23 protein-coding genes and 3 pseudogenes are annotated in these 20,631 nt (G+C 35.4%); 5 read left to right on the top strand and 21 right to left on the bottom strand.

From position 1 onward, the window contains the following. Positions 1 to 32: 32 nt before the first annotated feature. Positions 33 to 782 carry an NTP transferase domain-containing protein gene (locus LA754_RS04045; protein ID WP_077188273.1) on the bottom strand — a complete coding sequence of 250 codons (750 nt, stop codon included), beginning with the start codon at positions 780 to 782 and terminating at the stop codon, positions 33 to 35. 552 nt (positions 783 to 1,334) lie between these two features. Then, on the bottom strand, positions 1,335 to 2,492 hold the full coding sequence (locus LA754_RS04040; RefSeq protein WP_269086576.1) for an AAA family ATPase: 1,158 nt from the start codon (positions 2,490 to 2,492) through the stop codon (positions 1,335 to 1,337). Between the two features lie 121 nt (positions 2,493 to 2,613). Here LA754_RS04040 and tnpA point away from each other — a divergent pair, with 121 nt between their 5' ends. Then, complete coding sequence (tnpA, locus tag LA754_RS04035; protein WP_006279552.1) at positions 2,614 to 3,051, top strand: IS200/IS605 family transposase; 438 nt, start codon at positions 2,614 to 2,616, stop codon at positions 3,049 to 3,051. Positions 3,052 to 3,053: 2 nt separating this feature from the next. Here tnpA and LA754_RS04030 read toward each other — a convergent pair whose 3' ends face one another. The 19 genes and pseudogenes from LA754_RS04030 to LA754_RS03940 form a co-directional block, all read right to left on the bottom strand. Continuing rightward, entirely contained in the window at positions 3,054 to 4,253 is a 1,200-nt protein-coding gene (locus tag LA754_RS04030; RefSeq protein WP_457923592.1) for a phage tail protein, read from the bottom strand. Beyond that, positions 4,253 to 5,038 carry a baseplate assembly protein gene (locus tag LA754_RS04025; RefSeq protein ID WP_077188263.1) on the bottom strand — a complete coding sequence of 262 codons (786 nt, stop codon included), beginning with the start codon at positions 5,036 to 5,038 and terminating at the stop codon, positions 4,253 to 4,255. Before LA754_RS04025 ends, LA754_RS04030 begins: the two co-directional genes overlap by 1 nt. A gap of 2 nt (positions 5,039 to 5,040) precedes the next feature. Next, the gene (locus LA754_RS04020) at positions 5,041 to 5,376 is read right to left on the bottom strand and encodes a GPW/gp25 family protein (protein WP_077188262.1); all 336 of its coding nucleotides are present in this window, start codon (positions 5,374 to 5,376) and stop codon (positions 5,041 to 5,043) included. A gap of 2 nt (positions 5,377 to 5,378) precedes the next feature. Then, positions 5,379 to 5,633 (bottom strand): PAAR domain-containing protein, encoded by a 255-nt coding sequence (locus LA754_RS04015; protein WP_077188261.1) that lies wholly within the window; start codon positions 5,631 to 5,633, stop codon positions 5,379 to 5,381. Beyond that, entirely contained in the window at positions 5,634 to 6,098 is a 465-nt protein-coding gene (locus LA754_RS04010) for a phage baseplate assembly protein V (protein WP_077188260.1), read from the bottom strand. It lies immediately after the preceding gene. Beyond that, the gene (locus LA754_RS04005) at positions 6,085 to 6,561 is read right to left on the bottom strand and encodes a hypothetical protein (protein WP_077188259.1); all 477 of its coding nucleotides are present in this window, start codon (positions 6,559 to 6,561) and stop codon (positions 6,085 to 6,087) included. The genes LA754_RS04010 and LA754_RS04005 overlap by 14 nt, the downstream gene beginning before the upstream one ends. After that, on the bottom strand, positions 6,558 to 7,058 hold the full coding sequence (locus tag LA754_RS04000) for a phage tail protein (RefSeq protein ID WP_410530066.1): 501 nt from the start codon (positions 7,056 to 7,058) through the stop codon (positions 6,558 to 6,560). The genes LA754_RS04005 and LA754_RS04000 overlap by 4 nt, the downstream gene beginning before the upstream one ends. Continuing rightward, positions 7,055 to 7,372, bottom strand: coding sequence for a head-tail joining protein (locus LA754_RS03995; RefSeq protein WP_077188258.1), 318 nt, complete (start codon positions 7,370 to 7,372; stop codon positions 7,055 to 7,057). Before LA754_RS03995 ends, LA754_RS04000 begins: the two co-directional genes overlap by 4 nt. Before the next feature lie 96 nt (positions 7,373 to 7,468). Continuing rightward, positions 7,469 to 8,473, bottom strand: a pseudogene (locus LA754_RS03990) (major capsid protein). A gap of 29 nt (positions 8,474 to 8,502) precedes the next feature. Beyond that, positions 8,503 to 8,871 (bottom strand): head decoration protein, encoded by a 369-nt coding sequence (locus LA754_RS03985; protein WP_077188257.1) that lies wholly within the window; start codon positions 8,869 to 8,871, stop codon positions 8,503 to 8,505. A 67-nt stretch (positions 8,872 to 8,938) separates the two neighbouring features. Next, the gene (locus LA754_RS03980) at positions 8,939 to 9,997 is read right to left on the bottom strand and encodes a S49 family peptidase (RefSeq protein WP_410530065.1); all 1,059 of its coding nucleotides are present in this window, start codon (positions 9,995 to 9,997) and stop codon (positions 8,939 to 8,941) included. Next, positions 9,957 to 11,379, bottom strand: a pseudogene (locus tag LA754_RS03975) (phage portal protein). The gene LA754_RS03980 and the pseudogene LA754_RS03975 overlap by 41 nt, the downstream one beginning before the upstream one ends. A gap of 102 nt (positions 11,380 to 11,481) precedes the next feature. Further along, positions 11,482 to 11,763 (bottom strand): type II toxin-antitoxin system RelE family toxin, encoded by a 282-nt coding sequence (locus LA754_RS03970; RefSeq protein WP_457923591.1) that lies wholly within the window; start codon positions 11,761 to 11,763, stop codon positions 11,482 to 11,484. Beyond that, positions 11,754 to 12,014, bottom strand: coding sequence for a hypothetical protein (locus tag LA754_RS03965; protein ID WP_077188256.1), 261 nt, complete (start codon positions 12,012 to 12,014; stop codon positions 11,754 to 11,756). The genes LA754_RS03970 and LA754_RS03965 overlap by 10 nt, the downstream gene beginning before the upstream one ends. Before the next feature lie 40 nt (positions 12,015 to 12,054). Further along, the gene (locus tag LA754_RS03960; protein WP_077188255.1) at positions 12,055 to 12,288 is read right to left on the bottom strand and encodes a hypothetical protein; all 234 of its coding nucleotides are present in this window, start codon (positions 12,286 to 12,288) and stop codon (positions 12,055 to 12,057) included. Next, positions 12,267 to 14,117: pseudogene (locus LA754_RS03955) on the bottom strand (phage terminase large subunit family protein). Before LA754_RS03955 ends, LA754_RS03960 begins: the two are co-directional and overlap by 22 nt. Further along, the gene (locus tag LA754_RS03950; protein ID WP_208571634.1) at positions 14,114 to 15,589 is read right to left on the bottom strand and encodes an ankyrin repeat domain-containing protein; all 1,476 of its coding nucleotides are present in this window, start codon (positions 15,587 to 15,589) and stop codon (positions 14,114 to 14,116) included. The pseudogene LA754_RS03955 and the gene LA754_RS03950 overlap by 4 nt, the downstream one beginning before the upstream one ends. Before the next feature lie 19 nt (positions 15,590 to 15,608). Further along, complete coding sequence (locus LA754_RS03945; RefSeq protein WP_077188251.1) at positions 15,609 to 16,079, bottom strand: hypothetical protein; 471 nt, start codon at positions 16,077 to 16,079, stop codon at positions 15,609 to 15,611. 132 nt (positions 16,080 to 16,211) lie between these two features. Then, the gene (locus tag LA754_RS03940; RefSeq protein ID WP_457923590.1) at positions 16,212 to 16,682 is read right to left on the bottom strand and encodes a Holliday junction resolvase; all 471 of its coding nucleotides are present in this window, start codon (positions 16,680 to 16,682) and stop codon (positions 16,212 to 16,214) included. Between the two features lie 873 nt (positions 16,683 to 17,555). Here LA754_RS03940 and LA754_RS03935 point away from each other — a divergent pair. Genes LA754_RS03935 through LA754_RS03920 form a run of 4 tightly spaced genes read left to right on the top strand, consistent with a single transcriptional unit; the run spans position 17,556 to position 20,631 of the window. Continuing rightward, positions 17,556 to 18,047: an RNA polymerase sigma factor gene (locus LA754_RS03935; RefSeq protein WP_077188249.1), complete on the top strand. Its 492-nt coding sequence runs from the start codon at positions 17,556 to 17,558 to the stop codon at positions 18,045 to 18,047. 51 nt (positions 18,048 to 18,098) lie between these two features. Beyond that, positions 18,099 to 18,896 (top strand): ATP-binding protein, encoded by a 798-nt coding sequence (locus LA754_RS03930; protein WP_077188248.1) that lies wholly within the window; start codon positions 18,099 to 18,101, stop codon positions 18,894 to 18,896. 23 nt (positions 18,897 to 18,919) lie between these two features. After that, a complete protein-coding gene (locus LA754_RS03925) occupies positions 18,920 to 19,408 on the top strand; it encodes a hypothetical protein (protein WP_077188247.1) in 489 nt (162 codons plus the stop codon). After that, entirely contained in the window at positions 19,405 to 20,631 is a 1,227-nt protein-coding gene (locus LA754_RS03920) for an AAA family ATPase (RefSeq protein WP_077188246.1), read from the top strand. Before LA754_RS03925 ends, LA754_RS03920 begins: the two co-directional genes overlap by 4 nt.

Here is a 20,631-nt window from a genome sequence, read left to right as displayed (position 1 = left end):
GTCAACTTAAATTAATGAATAAAAAAATGTAGTTATGAAAGAAAAGTTGGCTGCCTTCTTTCTTGAAAATAGTGTTCGGCTTTAATCAAATCCTCCTTATTATTTACTCCCATTGCTTCTCTTTCATCAGAAACTACATAACCTACACTCAAGTTATTGTTTGCTGCAATGGGTACTATATCATTAAGACAATATTCATTGGTCGAATTATTAAATTTTATTTCTTTTACTAAGGTAAAGAGATCTTTAGCATATGAAACTATTATTCCAGAGTTTGCAAGAAGCATTTTATCTCCATTTTTTAGGATTTTTTGAACATTTCCGTAATTATCAATTACTAATCTTCCATATTGTTCATCTTGACTATTGAATCCAAGAAGAACTAAATTATTATACTTTAAACAATCAGTCATTTTCATAACTGTATCGCTAGATATAAAAGGAGTGTCTCCATACTGTATTAAAACTATGTCTTGATCAGATAACTCCTCCAGATTTTCTAGAGCAATTTTAACTGCAGTGCCAGTACCTGTAATATCTTCTTGAATTATTAGTTTTATATTGTATTGATCGATTATACTTTTTAGGCTATCAAAGTTTTCTAAATCTTTCAGAAGGGAGTTGTTAACAACAATTGATAAGCTTTTTAGACTCAGCGATTTTGCATTAGAAATTATATGTTCTAAAAGAGTAAGATTTCCCACTTGGTGCAACGCTTTTGAATATTCAGAATTCATTCTACTGCTCTTTCCTGCTGCTAATATTATCAAAGTTTTACTCATACATAACTCAGGAATTAATTAGGTAGTAAGTTAATTTATAATTAATAAGATGTAAAGTCCACTTTGATTTTCTAGAGGAAGATAACTAACATCGAACAGACAAAATTCGTTAAATTAGCATCTGTAGTAATTCTTAGCAGTTCTTAAGTAAAATTTTAGAAAGAGACGCACCATAGTTATAATTGAGTGTGTGCTACTTTCAAGTATGGTTTTTATTGATGAAACCTCTCAGACCACTCTGTTTGAAATAAGGTAACTACTGCTTAATTCACCAAAAAGCCTGTAATTAAGTTCTAAAGCGAGTGTGTCCAACCCAATCGATTGTATCTCTTTAGCGTCTGTAATGCCCTTTAAAATTTGAATAAAATGTACTTATACTGATTCTATTAGTATAAAATAAACTTGCACATGATTTTATCGTCATTTTTATTCATTGTAAAGAAAATTTTGTATGAAGGTTTTTTAGAAAACTCACTTGCCCCTCTTAAATGCTCTCAACATCCTGAAAATTTGAATAAAAGTAATTGCTATTTTCAGAAACTTTTTGAAAAATTACCACAAAATATCTAAATCTTTAATAGGCAAGACCGCACCATTTGCTTGTAGATAGTAATGTGTTGGCTTTATTAACTTGTGCTCTACTTTATCTCCTACTGAAACTTTAAATTCCATATCCTGCACACAAAGAAATCCATATTTAGAATTGGTCCCATATCCTGCAGCATTACGAAAGAATTTAATCTGTCCAAGAGTTGCAAGATTATTTATTCTTTCTCTAATATTGCGCTCACTGCCAAGACCCTCTTCTCCTTCAAAACGCTTTGCAAATTGTCCAGCAGTATAAATATTACCTTGATATGCGCTACTGCGAATTAAACTCAAGATAACCTCATGTTTTCTCATCCGTTCTAAATCCAACTTTTTACTATATTGATCTCTGATTATTGGTTCTGAATTTAAAACTGAATTGTCATGTACAAATGCCCCATTTTTCCAGTAAAGTGTCATTTGCCCGTTATTGCACTGCGAATAGTTAGATTTTTTGCGCGATAAAATTCTCTCATCAGGAGAAGCATTAGCTTTATCTGGTCTAGTCAAATACCAACGAGACCTTACTGTATTATTCCATGCTGTTGAACCGCCTGTGCCAGTTTTACGTATTATTCCCGCATCAGAAGGGTGGGCAAGTAATAAAACAGCTCCTTTTATTGCTTGAGCTATTCGACCACAACAACCTTGAATAAATTGTCTCACATGAGAACGGTCGTTTTCATTTCCTCCAAATAGGTCTGCTGCTGTATCTAATATCACAAGCTTCGGCTGAAACGATTCAATATCCTCAAGTAACTCTTGAAAGTACGTAGTTAATTGACCAGTATCTTTGTTATTAAAAACCATAAGTTGATTATTGTGCCCTGCTCGTGACCATAAGCCAACATTATCCTGAAAATCAGAAGATTCCATACCTGATTGATAAAATTCATTTATTGCGCATTGCCGACGCCAAAGTTCTTCTTCATCATCTTCACAGAACACACCATATGTCTTTATTTTTTCCAGATCTATTCCAAGCCAAGGTTTACCAAAAGCAGCGGCTGTCATTAATTGTTGAGCAAGGAGAGATTTTCCAACACCACCATCACCATAAAGAGCTGTAACACTTCCTACAGGGAGCCAATCCTTAATAACCCACTTTCTTTCTGGAGGGATATTGGTCCAAACTGTAGTATCAATTCTTTTTGACTTTCCGTAAGATGGTACAAGCCTCCACCTTCTAGGTGGAGAAACTTTAGTTTGTCAATGTCATAACTGTACTTTATAAAGTATAGTTATGACGGAATATGACAAAGGAAAACACACTGTATTTTATCATAGGTACCATATAGTCTGGATTACAAAATATCGGTACAGAGTATTAACTAAGGCTATGAAGGAGAGAATACGAACAATCATAGCAGAAGTATCTGAAGAAATGGGGATTAAGATAGAAAACGGAGTAATATCATCAGATCATTTACATTTATTCGTAGTAATACCTCCTCATATAGCTGTGAGTGATTTTGTTCAAAGAGCCAAAGGCAGGTCTTCACGCAAAGTTCAACAAGAATTTCCAGAGCTAAATAAAATGTACTGGGGAAAGCGTTTTTGGGGAAGAGGATACTTTAGTGCTACCAGCGGACATATCACAGATGAAGTCATTAATGAGTACATCAATAAACATACAGATGCACATCAGCCTCATTCTATATCTAGTATAAGATTGGAGTAGCTTTAGCTTCTCATCGCGCTTCCAGCGCTATATCCAACCTTTCGGCTCTCAGCCGATAGTGGTTGAGTATTTTTCCAACTTCTGTGCAAATGTCGATGTTCGTGCCATTTCAGTACTCCTGGATAAAATACTAAAATGTGCTTTTCTAATTCGTGTATTGAGTCTTTTTGCTCTGAATCCAAATCATTTTTATAGTAAACGTTGTGTTCTGCTAAAACATATTTTCTGACCTTCTGATCTGTATAATTTTCTACTTTGTAGTAGTGAGTAACGCTAAACCTTTCTAAAATTGGCTTGTGTTTTAAACTCCAATGTTGCCCTGAAAGTTTATCGCTTCCCAATACAAATTTATTCCCTCTTTCCTCTATACTACCAACTGGAAAACATGTGTTTATTTCTCCTAAATTCCAACTGTCCGATAATACTATCTGTGCTTTTGCAAATTTAATCGATGGTAATAAACTCTGTGGTAATGGATATAGTGCTTTTAAGTTGTACCACAAATGATCTCTTTCATAGATGCCTTTATAATCCCTTGTGTGAGGCTCAGTTTCTCCAAGGATTGCTACATCTAGGCGATATATATCATTGCTTAAAGCTCGTTCATAATGATCGCGTAGATAGTTTTCTATAATCCTAATAACTGGACCACTAGAACTGAAAAAATTTACTCTTCCAAATGATAACACTGGTCCATCTTTTTCTATTTTTACCCCTGAATAGTCAGAAAGAAGATCTCCAAATAAACTCTCATCCAATATAAATCTCTGCGCATTATAATAATCGTTAAAAATTCTCATCAATCTGGATCTTGCAGGTAATGATAGTTTTGTCAGCTCTACTACTGCATCTACAAAAAAGTCATTTGGAACATCTCTTATTCCTATTTGCAACTCGAAAAAATGTTTACCAGGTGGCTCCTCAATAATTGTAATATCTTCTATATTTGCCCATTTTAGTGCTATTTTAAGTGATGCAGGTGTTCCACGTAGTCTTTGAAATTTTACTCCTTCTATTACAGCTTTTCTTTTATCCTTTATCCAACGTAGTATTTCCCCCAATTCATATTCCTCAATCAAACACGGCAATGTTTCCTCTTCTAATCTAAATTTAAACCCTCTTATACAGCTTGGATCAACCTTATAATCTGTTGCATAAACCAATGCTTGCTCTTGCTTTGTTGCGTTTGGGGGTAATAGCATTACTCAATCTTTAAATTTCGCAAATTTGCACACTCGTTACCTAGCACCACAACATCCTCTTTTGGTTCTATTAATTCTACATTCTCTACACCCTCTACAAATAGATTCGCTATTATCCATGATCTTGTAACACTCCATCCCAACCTTCTACTTGCTTCAAACTTCTTAATGCACTGTTCCTTAATTTCCTCCTTTGATATTACAGAACTTATACTCATTCTGCTGTGAATATCTATTTCCGTAATATTGCAACCAATTACTGTTATCGTATCTGTTAAAACCCTTATATCATCTCTAGTAACCTGCTTTTTTACAATTTTAAGTAGCTCTTCTAACGCTATGCCAGTTGTTGTTGATAAGATTGAAATTTGTACTTTCCCTGGTATAGTTGATTCCACTAGTGCATCTTTTACTCTACTATCTGCTGACAGTGCATGATATCGATAGTGTTCTTTGCTTCCACACGTGCTTGAGCCTACTATCTTTGCTTTAATTCTTTTTCTAAATCGTTCATCCTCTTCTTCTTTCTGCCTCTCCACTCCATAAAACTCAGCTAAATTATCAAGATCTTCTCCCGTTGCAAATTTAAGTAAATTACCCTTTACAGCTTCGTTTATCCTTTGTCTGAGCAAAAGTTCTCTCCACGCTGCTACTTCCAGAACCTTCATTGCTGGATCGGATTCTACTAATGCTGAAAAGGTTTCATCTCTACAGACTAACTCTTCCTTCATCCGAGCAAAAATCTCTTCAAAGTTCAGTGGTTCGATAATATTTGGCTGCTGCATTTTTAAACAACTACTCCATTAATATTTATGAACTTACCTTCTGAAAGATAGACACCTTCTAAATTCAATGTTACTCTCCCTTCTTTTACTCCTTCAACTTTTACTTTTTCTAACTTAAATCTCTTTTCCCATTTTTTCAAAGCTTCTGCAGTTGCTGCATATATCTCAAGTGTTAAATCTCTATTTATTGGCTTATCTACTAATTCAAATAGTCTTGACCCATAATCTCTCCTCATTATTCTACTGTTAATAGGAGTGGTCAGTATATCAATTATCGATTGCTTTAAGTGCTCTATTCCTTCTAACGCTTTTCCTGTTTTAGCATCCATCCCTTTCATTTTTAGCCTGCAAACACGTCTTCACTGCCTTTTATTACTTTAAACCCACATGAAACTATATCTCCTACTCTTCCTACACTAAACCCATTTGCAAACACTTCTTTCGACCCTTGAGCCATTATCTTTCCCCCACTAAAACCATCTCCTTGCCTGCAAATTGGAAAATCATTTACAAAAACATTGTCACTCCCACTAATGCAAAAATGCGGTGTTACTTCTACACAATAATCTCCTACTCGTGCAATCGACTTATTCATTTAATTAAGGTTTATTCTATCTGCTTTCAGTTTTATTTTGCTCTTCGTCATCTCTATGCTCGATTCCCCAGCTTTCAGTGTTATTTTATCTACTACTTCAATCTCTAAATGATGTTTTTCCTTATCATATGTAAACTTTGTCCCATCTTGAAACTTTACACTATTTATTTCTTTTTTATTCTCTGGTGCAGAGTATTTTTCCTGATATATTCCTCCTAATACTACTCCTAATGATAGTTCACCAAGAGGAGAAAATACCATAACCTGTTCATCAATATCTGGCGGAGACCAATTTCTATCTTTTCCTGCTTTGCTTGTTATCCATGGCAACCAATCTGTTAAAAATTCTCCTATTTTAACTCTTACTTTTGCTTTTTCATAATCTATTTCTTTTACAACTCCTATACGAACAATGTTGGCCATTTTCCTCTGTAGTTCCGAAATCGCAAAATTATTTTCTAACATTTATTTCACCGATTTCTATTTTGTGTGGCATAAATTTTCCTTCTTTCCAAATAGATCTCCCTACGTGTATTGTATGCACCCATTCAACCATCCACACTAAATATGCATCGAGCTCTGGTCTAAAGTCATCTCCTCCTCCTGATATAAATTCTCCTGGTGAAACATTTTTCACGTTCCAAGTATTTTTATTTACTACTTTCGCAACCTCAGCAGCTAATGTTCTGACAATAATAGGGGCATTTTCTATTGTGCTATCAATCACAATTCGTGCTTCAAATCTTGCTTTCAGCGCTAATTCCTCTGTTCCAGGATCTTTTCCCGATTCTAAACTCACAAGCTCTACAAATAACGCTGGCGCTAATAATTCTTTTCTTATCGATGGATAAATTTCACAAGTTTGAATTGCTGGTATTTCTCTCTTCAGCGTGGTACAAATTTTATCATGTAAATCTTTCAAATTCATCCTTTATAGCTCAATTCACTTTCAAAAAACTTTGTAAAGACTTCTTCAACTTCATAATTAACAAGATTCCCTATTATCCTTGAAACCTCAGGTTCTAGTGGCAACTTAACTTCCTTTATTGGCAATGCTGCCCTTCCTTCACGTTTAAACATACCGCTATTTCCTTTTGGCATAACTGCTGCAAATCCTCCTATAAACTCATGCTTTCCTACTTTCGATCCTCTTCTTGTTTTTTGTATTTTGCCAATTGTCGATGCTCTAATGTCATAGAGATTTGCTCTAATTAACACTTCTAATCTGCTAGTTTTCGCCTTAAAAATTCTTAATCTCTTTCTTATCAAACTTAATTTTACCTTCTTTTCCTCACTGATTTCCTTAGCTGCTTGCGCTTTTAACCATAGTGCCGTTTTGTTTAACGCTTTTATAGCTGCCAGTTTTATTTTCTGCTCTTTTCTTTCAACATTGGAGATTATTTCATTAATATTGTTACTAATCAAACACTTTCTATTGCCTCAATTTTCCATATTTCACTCGAAGAATCTTTTAACGGTGGTTCAAAAATCTTGTAGAACCTTTTTTCAATCTTGATATAATCGCCTATGCTAAAGGAAGTAACGTCCTGATCACGTATTTCTACAGAAGCAATTTGCTGAGTTAATGCTCCATCTGCACCTAGAGAGTACGTAGTCTCAGGACGTTTAATTAGCACTTTTATTTTACGAATGTCCGCCTTATTTTTATTACAATATATGGCTTCCACTCCTAGATGCTTAAAACAATCCTCCAATAATCGCTTAATATTCTCTTGCATATTTCTTTTTGATATACTAACCTTTACATGCTAAGAAAGCGCATACCGGTAGAGTCTTTCTGTGCCTCACCACCTTGTAGTTACTCTACCAGTATGTTATGCTATAGCGATTTTTACTAATACGCCAGGTCTATGGCACATTGGCAGAGGATTTGACTGCGTATGCAAATCAGTTCCTCTATCAAATCTTCTTGGCTCTTGTTTTGCATAAAGTGGCTGTCCAAGAGTATTTACTGTCTCATTAAAGTCTGCTGGTGCAAAATATGTTGTAAATGTGCTCGCTGTTCCTACTGGAAAACAGTGCCCTGTATCTTTCTCAATAAATCTTCTCACGGTTCCTTCAGGATCAGTTGCTTGCCCTCTATATTCCTAAAATGTTATTCCACAGAACGTAAATCCTGACCTCATGTCATTTCGAAGTGCTGCTCCTTCTTGCCATCTCTCATATGCTTCTTTCACTTTAGTATGAGAAGTAAGTGCATCAAAAAACTCAGGACTTACCAAGGCATGAATCCCGGTCATATATTCACCACTTAGATTATCTTCTATGTGCCGCAATACTTCCAGACACTTACGTTTTACATCTGTTGTTGCTGTTCCCAGTGCAAAATTTACTACTTTTGGTGTTATTTCAAATTCGTTGTACAGATTTAATAATTCTGACCCATCAGCATCTAAAATTATTCCTTTCAGCGCTCCCATTCTCAAATGCTCCAACGTTATTGCATGTTTGTTTCTCATTAGCTGCAAATGATCAGTTATTACATCTGCCAGCGCTTTCAGTTCACTTTCTGATCCAAATGCTCTTATTCCTTGTACTTCTTCTGGTAACACTACATCATCGTGAGGAATATGTGGAATCGTAAATGTTCTTACTTTTCTTTTACCACGTTTTCCTACTGTTGCTGGTGCTCCTGGAACTTGCGTTGGTAGTAAACTTAATACTCCGTTGTGTTCTTCTATGGTAATATGTCTAAATCTTACTGACCTACTTGGAAACAAATTTAAATTTTCAACACGTCCATAATTTATCGGCAATATATTCATCGCATTTGTTAGTGCCGTCATGCTAAATGCTGTATTTGTAAATGGATTTTGCATTTTTTCCCCTTTATGTTTTTTATTATTTACTAGACCCCTTTGCGGATGATGATCCCTCGTCCTTCAAGTTGCTTTATTGCTGCATTTTTCTGCTCTTCAGTGATATTTGCTGGCCATACAACTGCATAATCAGCTAGCATTGCACTACGAGTAATAATTACTGCTTTGGCATTTTCTGTCGCATTTACATCACTTACTATTGCACCTATTGCTGTTTGTGTGCCATCTGTGGCAGTTGGATTTATTATCCTAATCATGTTGTCTTTATCACGACCAACAACTGTCCCTAGCTTCAGATTTTGACCCTTTGCTACCGTTATTTGGTCTCTTGAATATAGACTTGATGCCTCATACTTTAATAAGTCACCTAGATTATTTTGTTCACTTATACAACTCATAAATTTCTCTCCTTAACTGCTTACCGCCGCTTTTATCAATGCTATATACGGCGGTTATAAAAATACTTTAACTCCTACGACTTCTTGCTACCTGTATCATTAAATCTTCTCCTGAATTCTGTGGTATTGCACTCAGTATCTCTGTCTTTTTCGTTCGCTCTGCAAGTAATTCCATTAAAACTTCCCTGGCTTGCTCAACACTCACGCTTTGCTCTATAAATTCTCCTATCTTTTCTGGCATCTTTGATATATTACATAATCTTATTATCTCTAAAATTTCTCTACGACAGTTCTCGTAGCCTTCCTCAGTTAACTCATTAGTTGTCATACTAACACTCCTACTTTTATGATTATTGATAAATTCAAAAAATGTTGTAACTCCATCTGCAACACCTATTTCTACTGCTTTCTCGCCAAAATATAGCCCTGCTTCTGTTGATCGAATCTTTTCAATTGAAAGACCTCTGTTCCTTGCTATTAGCTGCAAAAACATTTCATATAGTCGGTCTACTTCTTTTTGTAAGCTTTCCAGACTTTCAGACGTCATTGGCTCATGCGGATTTAAATCATTCTTTCGACTACCAGCAAAGATTGTGGTATACTTAATACCTTGCCTTTCATCAAACCTACTTTGATCTATGTGACTTGCTATTACTCCTATACTTCCTACTCCTGAAGTTCTACTCACAAATACCTTTTCAGCGCTAGAGGCTATAGCGTACGCAGCAGAATATGCATCATCATTTGCTATTGCAATAATTCTCTTTTTTGTTCTTGATTCATAAATAAAATCAGCTAGGTCAAAGACACCGTTTACTTCCCCTCCTGGACTGTCTATGTCAAGTAGAATCGTCTCTATGCTTTTATCTTCTAAAGCGCTCTCTATCTCTTCATGAATATTTTCATACGAAGTCATATCTAAAATATGATCAAAAGCTTCTGTTTTTTTTGTCAAAACTCCATAAATACGTATTATTGCTATTCCTTTTGGGTTTATATGAAAATGCTTTAAGTTCTTAAAGATAGGTTGTTTGCTGTTATATAATGATAGTAGTTCAAAGCTTCTTCTCTCTACCATTACTGGTTTATTTATCCACACCACTTCCTCCCCTTTTATGATTAACATCAGAATCGAAACAAAGTCTAAAAGAATTAGCTCGCTTTTGATCTTCTACTATTTCTTGATCAATTTCTTCTACATCGTAACCCATTTCTGATACTACTTCCGATCGACTCTTAAATCCATTCCTTACTGCCATTTGCTGTGCTTGCTGGTCTTTCAGTGGATCCACCCAATCAAATCCCTGTGGTATCCATTTTACTTCTTTAAATACTTGATTATCTGTTGTAGAAAGCTCTCCAGATAAAGTGGCAAGTTCTAGCCATCTACTCCATACTGGTCTGCAAAATTGGAATACCATAATGTTATGTTGCAGCATAGCGCATCTACGACGAAACTCTATTAATCCTGCTCTGATTGATGAATAATTAACACCGGTTAAATCTCCTGTTAGCTGCTCATATGTTATCCCTGTACCTATTGCTATTGCCCTCAGTTGCTGTCTCATGAATGCTTCATAACTTCCTCCAACATCTGAATGGCTCTGAAAATTTTATGTCCTCTCCTGGGTCTAAAAGCTGCATTGTTCCAGGTTCCAGGCCAGATAGTGCTACTCCTTGCTTATTTGCTTGCGCCTCACCTAAAATATTTGCTTCAGGATCAAGTCTTGTAATAAACCCTGCAAACATTGCTGCTGTCTTTTTTCTCACCAGCTCTGCATCATCGTATTGATCAAGCTCATAAAGCTTTAGCAGTATATTAGAAAGCCATGGCTCCCCTCTAATTTGCCCAGGTCTTAATGGTCTATAAATATGTAAAACATCATTTGCTGGCACTCTCACTGATTCTCCAAATGAGCCTTCTCCTGGATGTTCTCGAAAAAGGAAAAAAGCTTCTCTTTGCCCAAGCCTGTTAAACTCAATCCCGTTTCTTATTACATTACCATTTCCTAAAGTTTGATTTGTTTTATTATCTAAATGTTCAGACTCAAGTACTTGCAGTTGTAATGGCACAGAAAATCTATCTTCCAGCTTTCTCGTTCTTAAACGTACAAAACATTCTCCTCCCTCTATCATACTTCTGCATACTAGAGCTTGTAATCCATAAAAATCACTTACTCCATTACTGTCCGCTTCATCTGTCCATTTTAGCCATAATTCTTGTATTTTCTTTCGAAATTCTCCATCTCTTGCTTTTGATTGTGGTTTTATTCCTGTTCCAATAGAGTTACTTACTATTGTATCAATGATATTTGCTGCATATGGATTTTTTCTCACCATATCACGTGATCTACTACGTAAAGTTTCAAGGCTTTGAGACAGCAAATTATTTATACTTCCTGACTCTGGTTGAAAGTGAAAAAATCTTCTTCCTGACCCTGCTGCATCCCATGCAGAGCTTTTTATCTTTGGTTTGTTAAATAATTGCTTGAATGATTTTAATAACATTTTGCCTCTTTAATTATGCAGCAAGTTGTTGCACAATTTGACATTGAAAAATTATAGCAAGTTGCTAGAGAATTTGTTTAACAGATTGTATGTAGAGAGTCATTACTCTGGACTACGTTTATAAATTTCTTTTCGATGTCCTATTGCTGCAATCTTGACCATGTGCTCTGAGTTATCTATTAAGTATATGACTCGATAATCGCCAACACGCAACCTAAAGTAGCCTGCCCATTTATGCGATAAAGCCTCACCTACTTTATCAGGAATAATTGTGAGACGTTTTTCTATAGCTTTTTGCACCCTTAACCGTATTGTTTTCGGAAGAGAAGGAAGATCTTCGGTATCTACACCTTCTAAATAACCAATTTGGTAAATTATTCCCACTTGATATCTTCATGCCTAATTATTTTTGCTCCAGGAACATTACGTTTAGCAGCAAGTTCAAGTAGAGCTATTTCTCCTTCATCCATTTCGTCACCTTCAGATAGTTTACTTACTTCAAGTTCTTCTTCTACTAGATCTTTTACAATCTCTTCTATAGGTCTATTTTGAACTTTCGCCATTTCTATAAGGTAATGAGCAAACTCCCCCTCAAAATTTACATTAACATTAATCCTCCCTTGATTTTGATCCATATTATTCACTGCAAGATATCAACTTCGAATTGTAACACTTTTATATAATTTTGTCAATCCCCTTACTCGTTGAAAAAACAATTTTCCTCTTTGGCTTCATGCCCGCAACTTTTAACCCCGCTTTTATTCGTTGCCTGAGCTCCAATAAATCCTTTATTTGAACTTCCCCGTACCGTACAATATGGTCACCATATGCAATTGATACTACTCTCTCTCCATTTTGTAGTTTCTTTATCGCTTCTTCGACTTGAATTAAATATTCTTCGTTATACATTTCTTCTCATTCAACCATTGGCTTTGCCTTACTTTTTTAGGCTTTTTGCTTTCCATTTTTCCACTCAAACTATTCCATTTACTCTCTGGCCAACGATCAATTCCAAGCGCAATAGATGCTGCTCTTGCGTAAATTCGGCAATCTAGTACTTCATTTCTTTCTCTTACCTTTTGCCACTCTTGTTTTGTATATCCTTTCACTACTTTCTGACTAATTGCTCTGCCGTTAGCTGCTTAAAATATTCAGGTGCATACTCAGGAAAATGACAATATCCTGCTGGCACTTTCTCTTTTTCCCCGCTTTTTAAAATATTAAGTAGCTGAAAAAGCTCTGACTTTAATATCGATACCCCTACTGGCCACAGCTTTATTCCTCTTTTCAGCTTTTGACCACCAACTGTTATATCTACTCTACTTGGGCTGCTAAGTGGTACTAGTGCTTTATTTACACCTTTGACTGCCATTACTCTTCCACAGCCTTGATGACTTCTCACCCAATTGTATACTTCTTGTGTCGCATATCCTGCATCTACTGCCATCATGCTTATCATATACTCAAGCCCATTTTCACCGATAAAATGATGATTTAAGAGCTCAGAGAGTTTTCCCCATACTTCCCTACCTCCTGTATCTCCTTCAAATACTCGGTAGTCTATTGACCAATTTTCTCTGCCTTTTCCCCAGGCTACAACTTCTACTTCCAAGCGATCTTTTTGAACATCTACTCCTGCTGTGAGAACTACTTCGCCTTTTGGTACTATGCCAATCTGAAAAAATTCTCTCCTGTTAAATAATTGCTTCCAGTCCGGTACTTCTCCTTTATCTACCCAGGTTTCTCCAAGCGTAGTATTTATCCAAACTTTCAGTAATTGTTCACTTTCTTTCGCATGGAGAAAATCCTCTACTGCTTGAGTCCAACTATACCAGCCAACTGGGCTATAAAGACTTGAAAGATGAAATCCTTTTTTCTCACCTTTTACTCTATTAGTAGGTCTCCATTCTCCAAGTTCAAGCATCTCTGTCTTTTGATGATTTTCTATCTTTTTACCACATTCTATACATATATAGTGTGCTGTATTTGGATTTTTATCTTCCCATTTTATTTGTGACCATTTTAAAACTTGATAGTAATTACAATGCGGACATGGAACAAAAAAGTATCTCTTATCTGTTGCTTCAAATTCCTTCTCAATTCTGCTTATTCCATGAATCGTTGGTGTTGATACTAAAAAAATCTTTCGCCTTGCAAATGTATTAGTTCGAGCAATACTAAGCAGTACTGGATCTCCTTCTCCTCCTGAATCTCCTGGATACGCATCAATCTCATCAAGAAAGAGATACTTTACTGGCATAGATCTCAGTCCTACACTGCTGTTTGCTCCAGTTATTACTACTATTCCACCTGGAAATTCCTTACTTTGTACAGTATTGCCTGAGTCTCTTGACCTTGGGTCTTTTACTTTACTCTTTAAACATGGCGTACTCTCTATTAACGGCGCAAATCTTCCTTTTGACCAACGTTTTCCCATTTCAACTGTTGGCTGTACTACCAGCATTGGACCAGGAGTCTGATCTATGATGTAGCCAATCCAATTGTTACCAGCTTCTGTTCCCCCAATCTGCGCTCCTTTCATGAATACTACTTTTTCTGTTGGTGAGGACGGAGAAAGTGAATCCATGATTTCTTTTAAATAAGGAGTTCTTTCCGTTCTCCATTTACCTGGCTCTGATGCTGCAGTTGGGGATAGAACTCGATACTCATTCGCCCTCTGATACTTTAAGCTGGGGATCTGGTCTTAAACCTTCAGAAAAAGCTCTAGCGTATATCATTGTCTGCATCTACTCATAATTGGTTCTATTTCAACATCATTAACAGTAGAACTACACTCTTCCAGTTCCATAAACATCTTTTTCTGAAACTCTTTTTCTATATATCTTTTGCTCATCTCACTTATCATTATTGCTATAACAAGCGCAAATACCCCTGTTATTGTTGCAAAAATGATTGCACTGCTTATTGCTGTTACCGTTAAACCTATATATGCTGCCATTGCTACTGCGCTAACTGTAATACAGATGCAGATAATATTATTATGTTTTTTCATCCTTTTATCTGCTATTTCTCTCTGTGCTATATATTTATTATGAAGGGTTGGAAAATTAACAACGGTATCTCTGCAGAGTAACGCTCCATTTTTTTCATTGAATAAAACTTTAAGTAATTCTAAATTATTTGACTTGATTGCTAAGTGCAAAACAGGTGTATAGTTTGCTCCTTTTTTCAGCAATAACTTTACCACATGTAAATGACCTTTTTCTGCAGCAAGGTAAATCGGTGATAGACCTTTATTATTTGAAATATCAATATCAATTTCTTCTTTTAAAATAGACTCTACAACTCCTTTTTGTGCAGCTAAATGGAGTAGACTGTTCTTTTCAGGACCATACTTATTGTTCATCAAGATCTTCTTTATCTCAGGTTTAGCATAATCAAATGGTGTCTTGCCGCTATCGTCTTTTACCAGAGGATCTATATCTTCTCGCGTTAGTAAGACCTCTATTGTTTTAAGTCTTTCAGCGTAATGTAGAGGTGTTTTATTTTCGTAGTCTTGTAGATTCACTTGAGCATTAGGCTCCTTTATTAAGCATTTGAGGATATCAAGACATAAGTCTCTTTCATCGTAATTAGTATTACTTACAGCTATATGAATAGGTGATAATTTCATCGAGTTTTGTCCTACACGTGCGCTATTTACATCTGCTCCTAGCTCCAGTAATAACTTTACTATCTCCAATTTTTTGTTGTTAACTGCATAGTGCATCGGTGTCTGATTTCGTGCATCAAAAACCTCGATTTCAGCATTTCCTTCTCTTATCAAAATCTTTACAACTTCTGCATGTCCTATGCCTGCTGCTAGATGTAATGGAGTATGGTGCAAAGCATTTTGTACATTAACGTCAATACCTTTTCCTATCAAATATCTAACTGCATTAACTTCACCTATCATTGCAGCTAAATGAAGTAAGCTATCTTGTTCTGACCCGTACTTGTTATTAATTAGCGCTTGTAATATTTCTGCTTTTTTCCCTTCTTTGGCGTAATCAAGAGATGTTTTACCTTCATTATCTTCCACAAAAGGATTAATATTCTTCTTCGTGAGTAACAAATCCACCATGCTTAATTCATCAAATTCTATAGCACAATGTAGTGGTGTCTTTCCATTTAATCCTCTAACATTAACATCTAATCCAGGTTGATTGATGAGACACTTTATTAACTCCAAACTTAAGTTATCAGCCATTTTATATTCAAAATCTTTTTTATATTTGAAATTTAGTATTAGATAATTCTTGTAATGAGTTTGTAATCTCTTCAGTTAGCGCCATATGAATCTTTTCAGTGTCACTCAGTGATGCAAGCAGCGCTGAAACTCTATTTGGAATATTAAGTAAATTATTACGGACAACCCTTGCTACATTAAATGCTTCATTTTTTACTTCTTCGATTGACACAAATTTGCCTACTTCAGCTTTCACTCTAGCTTCCAAAAGTTTACCACGCTCCGTTTCATTTTTTATTCGCGTTTTTAGCAACATCGTGGAAAGCTTTTCTCCGCTCTCCTTTCTTCTCAGCGGCTGGCTTGGATCTCTTATTGCTGCCACCGCTTCATTTGCTTGTTCTCGGTCAATGAGCCCATCTTTGAGTTCAACAATTCCTTTCTTTACCAAAGAACAGACATATTGCCTCGAAAACCCTTTTTCCCTTGCCCACTCTGCTTGCGTAATTCTCACCTTTTTTTCTCCTTTTTAGCACTGCTCAGCTATAATTTCGTAAGTAGTTAACATTTGAAATATGTCTAACGCTAAAGAAGGCCTGAGGTCGGGACCACCAAACCCGCCAGCCTGGCCAAAAGGACCCACTTTTTATGATATTTTCAACGTATTGAAATCTTTACTAAAATTCATAACATAGAACATTAATGCTAAAGAATCTGCTTCATTATCATCTGTTGGACAAAAACCCTTTTCCTGCACTGCTTCAATTACATCAGCTTTACTTGCATTGCCCTTGCCAGTTATAAAACGTTTAATAGTCTTAACCGAAACACCTTGATAGGGAATATTACTTTCTTCATACCAAGCAGAAAGGTGTGCTAAAAACCCTCCATAGATATGTGCAGCATCAGTTCCCAAGTGTCTTCTCACTTCTTCAAAGTATACAACTTCAATGCCTGGAAATTTATACTTAAGTGAATTAAGCCAATTACGAAAATTTAAAAACTGCATTCCACCACCACTAAACCTGCTAACATGAAAACTCTTACTTCCACTTTGCACTATTCCATCATTTAAAATAGTCCAGCCGGTTTGTTTGCCAAGATCTAGGGTGAGCATTTCCTTTCAATTGCCGAGTACATATATATACAAGATTTGAAAAAATTACGTCCAAAAAATCTTTAATTTTCGAAATTTAACAACTAACATAAAAGCTCTTTTACAGCCAGTTTGTTTACCAAGCCTTTCAATTGTTGTGTACATATATATACAAGATTTGAAAAATTTTCGTCCAAAAAATCTTCAAATTTTTAGGAATTTTTTTTATAATTCTTGAATTTGAAGACCTTTCAAACGGGTTTCTCTACTTTTAGGGGTTTTTATTATTCTACTCTTATATTTTATATGTTTTTATATATGTGTATATTTTTATATATGTATTATATATATATATTATATATAAGGGTTTCAGGAAGCTAGAATCCTCCATATTGGCGGACTTCAGATATGCCGTTCCTAGGAACGGTTTTAGGAACGCATGGTGAAAACCTGCCATACAGGCTAATTCTAGATTCCTGCTTCCTAATTCCTGATTTAGGAAGCCAGTAATTAGGAACGGAACTTAAGGTTATAGAGAGCATACTTTTCAACTATTTTCCTCTTAAAAATTTAAGCTATTCTTTTAATAGCGAAATCCACATTTTTAGCTCTTTAGGTGATATTGAATTTCAAAATATGAAATTCTTATATGTTTTTAATATAACTTTAGGAAGCCTGAGCTACCCATTCTTAAAAATATTGAAATCCATTCAAAATAGGTTCCAAAAACCTGAACTGTATTATTTTAAATTGCATCAGTATTATTCTCAAAAAAAAACAATAGAATATCAATAGATTAAAAATTGCATCAGTATTATTTATTTTTGCTCCTGTCCTACATAAGGGCATTAATAACTTCCATCCTTAAAGCATTAATTTGTTTTAGGGAAAACCATGAAATTAAAAAATATAGCTATAATTGTTAAAAACGTAAAATACCAAGCCTATAGACTAAAACTTGCTAAGTGCTTTATTGATGAGAATAACGAAGACCTTGAACAAGAACTCTTCTGTGAAATTTGGCCATGCCTTGATCAGTATGATGAAGATAAAAGTAGCTTTAACACCTTTGTAGCAAGATTAACTGAAAATAAAGCTATTAACCTGTTAAAGAAACAGCGATGTGCAAAACGCGATATCAATAACTATATTAGTATCGATGTAACAGAGCTACTTGAGGGTGAAATAACAAAACGCATTGATGTAGACTATATGATCTCGGTTTTACCAAAGGAATGGCAAAATATATGTGAGCAACTTAAATTTTTTAACTTACATGAAGTTGCCAAAATGAACAACGTTTCAAGAACCACTTTAAACAATATTATCAAGAAGATACGTGCCAAACTTTCTCCTATTTACTACGAAGGCAAAAAGAAAAATTGAACAAAATTTTTGCCTTTCTTGTATATATATACATCGTAGCATGGATAAATAATGGTTCTTAAAATTTTGAATAATAATGAAAGATTGCAAACAATATCAACTGTAAAAATGGTCATCTTTGGTCCTTATGGTATTGGTAAAACAAGTCTCCTAAAGACCGTAGATGAACCAACACTTTGCCTTGATTTTGAAGCAGGGCTTCTTGCTGTTCAAGATTGGCAAGGAGATTCAATTAGTCTTCGCACTTGGAATGAAGCTAGAGATATTGCTTGTCTTATAGGGGGGCCTAATCCTGCGCTGAAGTATGATCAAGCATATAGCCAAAGACACCATGAACATGTATCTGGTAAGTACAAAGATCTTTTCCCTGAGTTTTCTAAATACCGATGCATCTTTGTAGATAGTATAACCGTTGCTTCACGTTTATGTCTATTATGGGCAAAAATGCAACCTGAGGCTTTTTCTGAGAGATCGGGAAAACAGGACATGAGAGCTGCATATGGATTACTTGCTCAGGAAATGATGGCTTGGCTCAATCAATTTCAACACATCAGAGACAAAGACATCATCATAGTTGGCACTTTAGGTCAATATCTCGATGATTTCAATCGTCCAATTTGGCTACCTCAATGCGAAGGGACTAAAACTGCTAGTGAGATTCCTGGAATAGTTGATGAAGTAATCAGTATGGTTGGAATCAAGAGAGATGATGGAACGGAGAAACGCTCTTTTGTTTGCCACACTTTAAACCCTTGGGGATACCCAGCTAAAGACCGCAGTGGACGCCTGAGTATGGTTGAAGAACCGCATTTAGGCAAGCTGCTTACAAAGATTAAAAGCAAGTTTTAAAATTTAAACATGGAGAGTGATATATGTTACAAAACCTATTAACTGATTTTAACACTGTAAAACCGCAAAGTAGATTGATACCAAAAGGTACAATAGTAAAGGTAAAAATGACAATCAAGCCTGGAGGTTATGAGCATTGGTTTACTAAAAGCCCCACTACCGGTAGCATTTATTTAAATACAGAATTTACCGTTATTGAAGGCCCATACGCAAAGCACAAAATTTATCAAATAATTGGTATTAAAAGTAGTAAAGCAGAAGATACTTGGGGAGAAATGGGTCGTTCTATGCTTCGCAGTATCTTGGAATCGGCACGTGACATTCATCCACATGATAACTCAGAAAATGCAATCCTTGCTCGTAAGTTAAATTCAGTTGCAGAATTAAATGGCTTAGAGTTTACAGTAAAGGTAAGTGTTATAACTGATGAATATGGAGAGAAGAACAAAATTGCCTCGGTAGTTACTCCAGAATACCGCAAAAATTATGAAATTGACAGAGTACCATTTTGAAGTACGACGAGGAAAAGCTTTGGTCTGCTGTCGTTACTAGAGGTATTCAGGACGCAGTAGGAAAAAACCCAAAGCTAAGAGAAGAAGCAATTAATTGGCTGAATTCAAAATCTTTTGAAACTGTTTGTGAGCTAGCTAATCTCAACTTTACACGTATGAAAAATATGTATGGGAATTTTATGTCTAAAAAGCAAAAAGAGTTAAAGATGTTATTGATTGATAATATCAAGGAGTGTGTTTCTTACCTACTTCCAAATGGTGAGTTTTACCGAGAAAAAACTTATATTGGAGACTTAAATGGAAATACAATTACAGTTAAAATAGTAGGTAAGGAAGCTGGTGATTGGCGTAATTTTACTGAAGGAACTGGTGGTGATATTATTGATCTTTGGATTTTAATTAAGGGTGATATATATTCTGCTAGAAAGTGGCTCAATAAAAAATCAAAGAGTGGAGAAAAAAAAGGGCGGAAAAGAGAAGAAAAAATATTTTCTGTAAAGCAGTACTTAAGTGATCAATCACCAATACCAGAAGATATAATAGCTCCACGAATTCTCACTCCAGGTGGTCTTTTAGTCATTGGTGGTACGCCAAAGGTTGGCAAAAGTTATTTTCTTCTCTCTTTGCTTGCACATCTTGCAGCAGGAGTGTCGTTTCTTAAGATGAAGTCAGCAAGGCCACTAAAAATAATCTATCTGCAAAATGAGATGGAGTACAATTATATCAGGGAACGCATACAACAAATCATAACTAATCAAAGGCTGCCAAATCTAGCAGAGGAAAACTTGATTGTTACTACAAAGATGAGATTAACTTTAAATGATGAAGGTATAGAGAGAATAAAAGATATAATAGGAGAAAAATTTAAAACGATAGATCTTATCGTTTTGGATTCTCTTGACTATGAAAATATGTTTTCTGGCCTGCAAAGCAGAGTAGAAAAACTACGTTCTGTAATTAATCCTATGGCTGGAATCATTATTACACGTCATACCAGAAAAGTATCCACAGCTACACTCGCAAAAAGTCCTTTTCAAGCTTTAATTGGTGCTAATGCTTTAAGAAGTTTTTATACATCTGGTATGGTAATGTTTCAACCAAATAAACGTGCAAATGTCTTGCAAGTAGTATATGAGCTAAGAAACGGTAAATCAATACCAGCAAAATTCATTAGCAGAGTAAATGGGCGTTGGCAGAACTCTAAAGTTATAGCTACGGCTTAA

Source organism: Wolbachia endosymbiont of Muscidifurax uniraptor (assembly GCF_054149795.1).
The sequence above is the reverse complement of the archived record's forward strand: the minus strand, read 5'-3'. Positions and strand labels throughout refer to the sequence as shown.

Bases quoted from the DNA above. Each gene is read 5' to 3' on its own strand.
- LA754_RS03980 (WP_410530065.1), bottom strand. From the start codon at position 9,997: ATGTTAATCATAAAAGGGGAGGAAGTGGTGTGGATAAATAAACCAGTA.
- LA754_RS04020 (WP_077188262.1), bottom strand. From the start codon at position 5,376: ATGAAAGGGATGGATGCTAAAACAGGAAAAGCGTTAGAAGGAATAGAG.
- LA754_RS03940 (WP_457923590.1), bottom strand. From the start codon at position 16,682: ATGCTCACCCTAGATCTTGGCAAACAAACCGGCTGGACTATTTTAAAT.
- LA754_RS04045 (WP_077188273.1), bottom strand. From the start codon at position 782: ATGAGTAAAACTTTGATAATATTAGCAGCAGGAAAGAGCAGTAGAATG.
- LA754_RS03985 (WP_077188257.1), bottom strand. From the start codon at position 8,871: ATGAGTTGTATAAGTGAACAAAATAATCTAGGTGACTTATTAAAGTAT.
- LA754_RS04030 (WP_457923592.1), bottom strand. From the start codon at position 4,253: ATGCTATTACCCCCAAACGCAACAAAGCAAGAGCAAGCATTGGTTTAT.
- LA754_RS03935 (WP_077188249.1), top strand. From the start codon at position 17,556: ATGAAATTAAAAAATATAGCTATAATTGTTAAAAACGTAAAATACCAA.
- LA754_RS03925 (WP_077188247.1), top strand. From the start codon at position 18,920: ATGTTACAAAACCTATTAACTGATTTTAACACTGTAAAACCGCAAAGT.
- tnpA (WP_006279552.1), top strand. From the start codon at position 2,614: ATGACGGAATATGACAAAGGAAAACACACTGTATTTTATCATAGGTAC.
- LA754_RS04005 (WP_077188259.1), bottom strand. From the start codon at position 6,561: ATGAATTTGAAAGATTTACATGATAAAATTTGTACCACGCTGAAGAGA.
- LA754_RS03960 (WP_077188255.1), bottom strand. From the start codon at position 12,288: ATGTATAACGAAGAATATTTAATTCAAGTCGAAGAAGCGATAAAGAAA.
- LA754_RS03965 (WP_077188256.1), bottom strand. From the start codon at position 12,014: ATGGATCAAAATCAAGGGAGGATTAATGTTAATGTAAATTTTGAGGGG.
- LA754_RS03950 (WP_208571634.1), bottom strand. From the start codon at position 15,589: ATGGCTGATAACTTAAGTTTGGAGTTAATAAAGTGTCTCATCAATCAA.
- LA754_RS03930 (WP_077188248.1), top strand. From the start codon at position 18,099: ATGGTTCTTAAAATTTTGAATAATAATGAAAGATTGCAAACAATATCA.
- LA754_RS04015 (WP_077188261.1), bottom strand. From the start codon at position 5,633: ATGAATAAGTCGATTGCACGAGTAGGAGATTATTGTGTAGAAGTAACA.
- LA754_RS03995 (WP_077188258.1), bottom strand. From the start codon at position 7,372: ATGCAAGAGAATATTAAGCGATTATTGGAGGATTGTTTTAAGCATCTA.
- LA754_RS04010 (WP_077188260.1), bottom strand. From the start codon at position 6,098: ATGTTAGAAAATAATTTTGCGATTTCGGAACTACAGAGGAAAATGGCC.
- LA754_RS04025 (WP_077188263.1), bottom strand. From the start codon at position 5,038: ATGCAGCAGCCAAATATTATCGAACCACTGAACTTTGAAGAGATTTTT.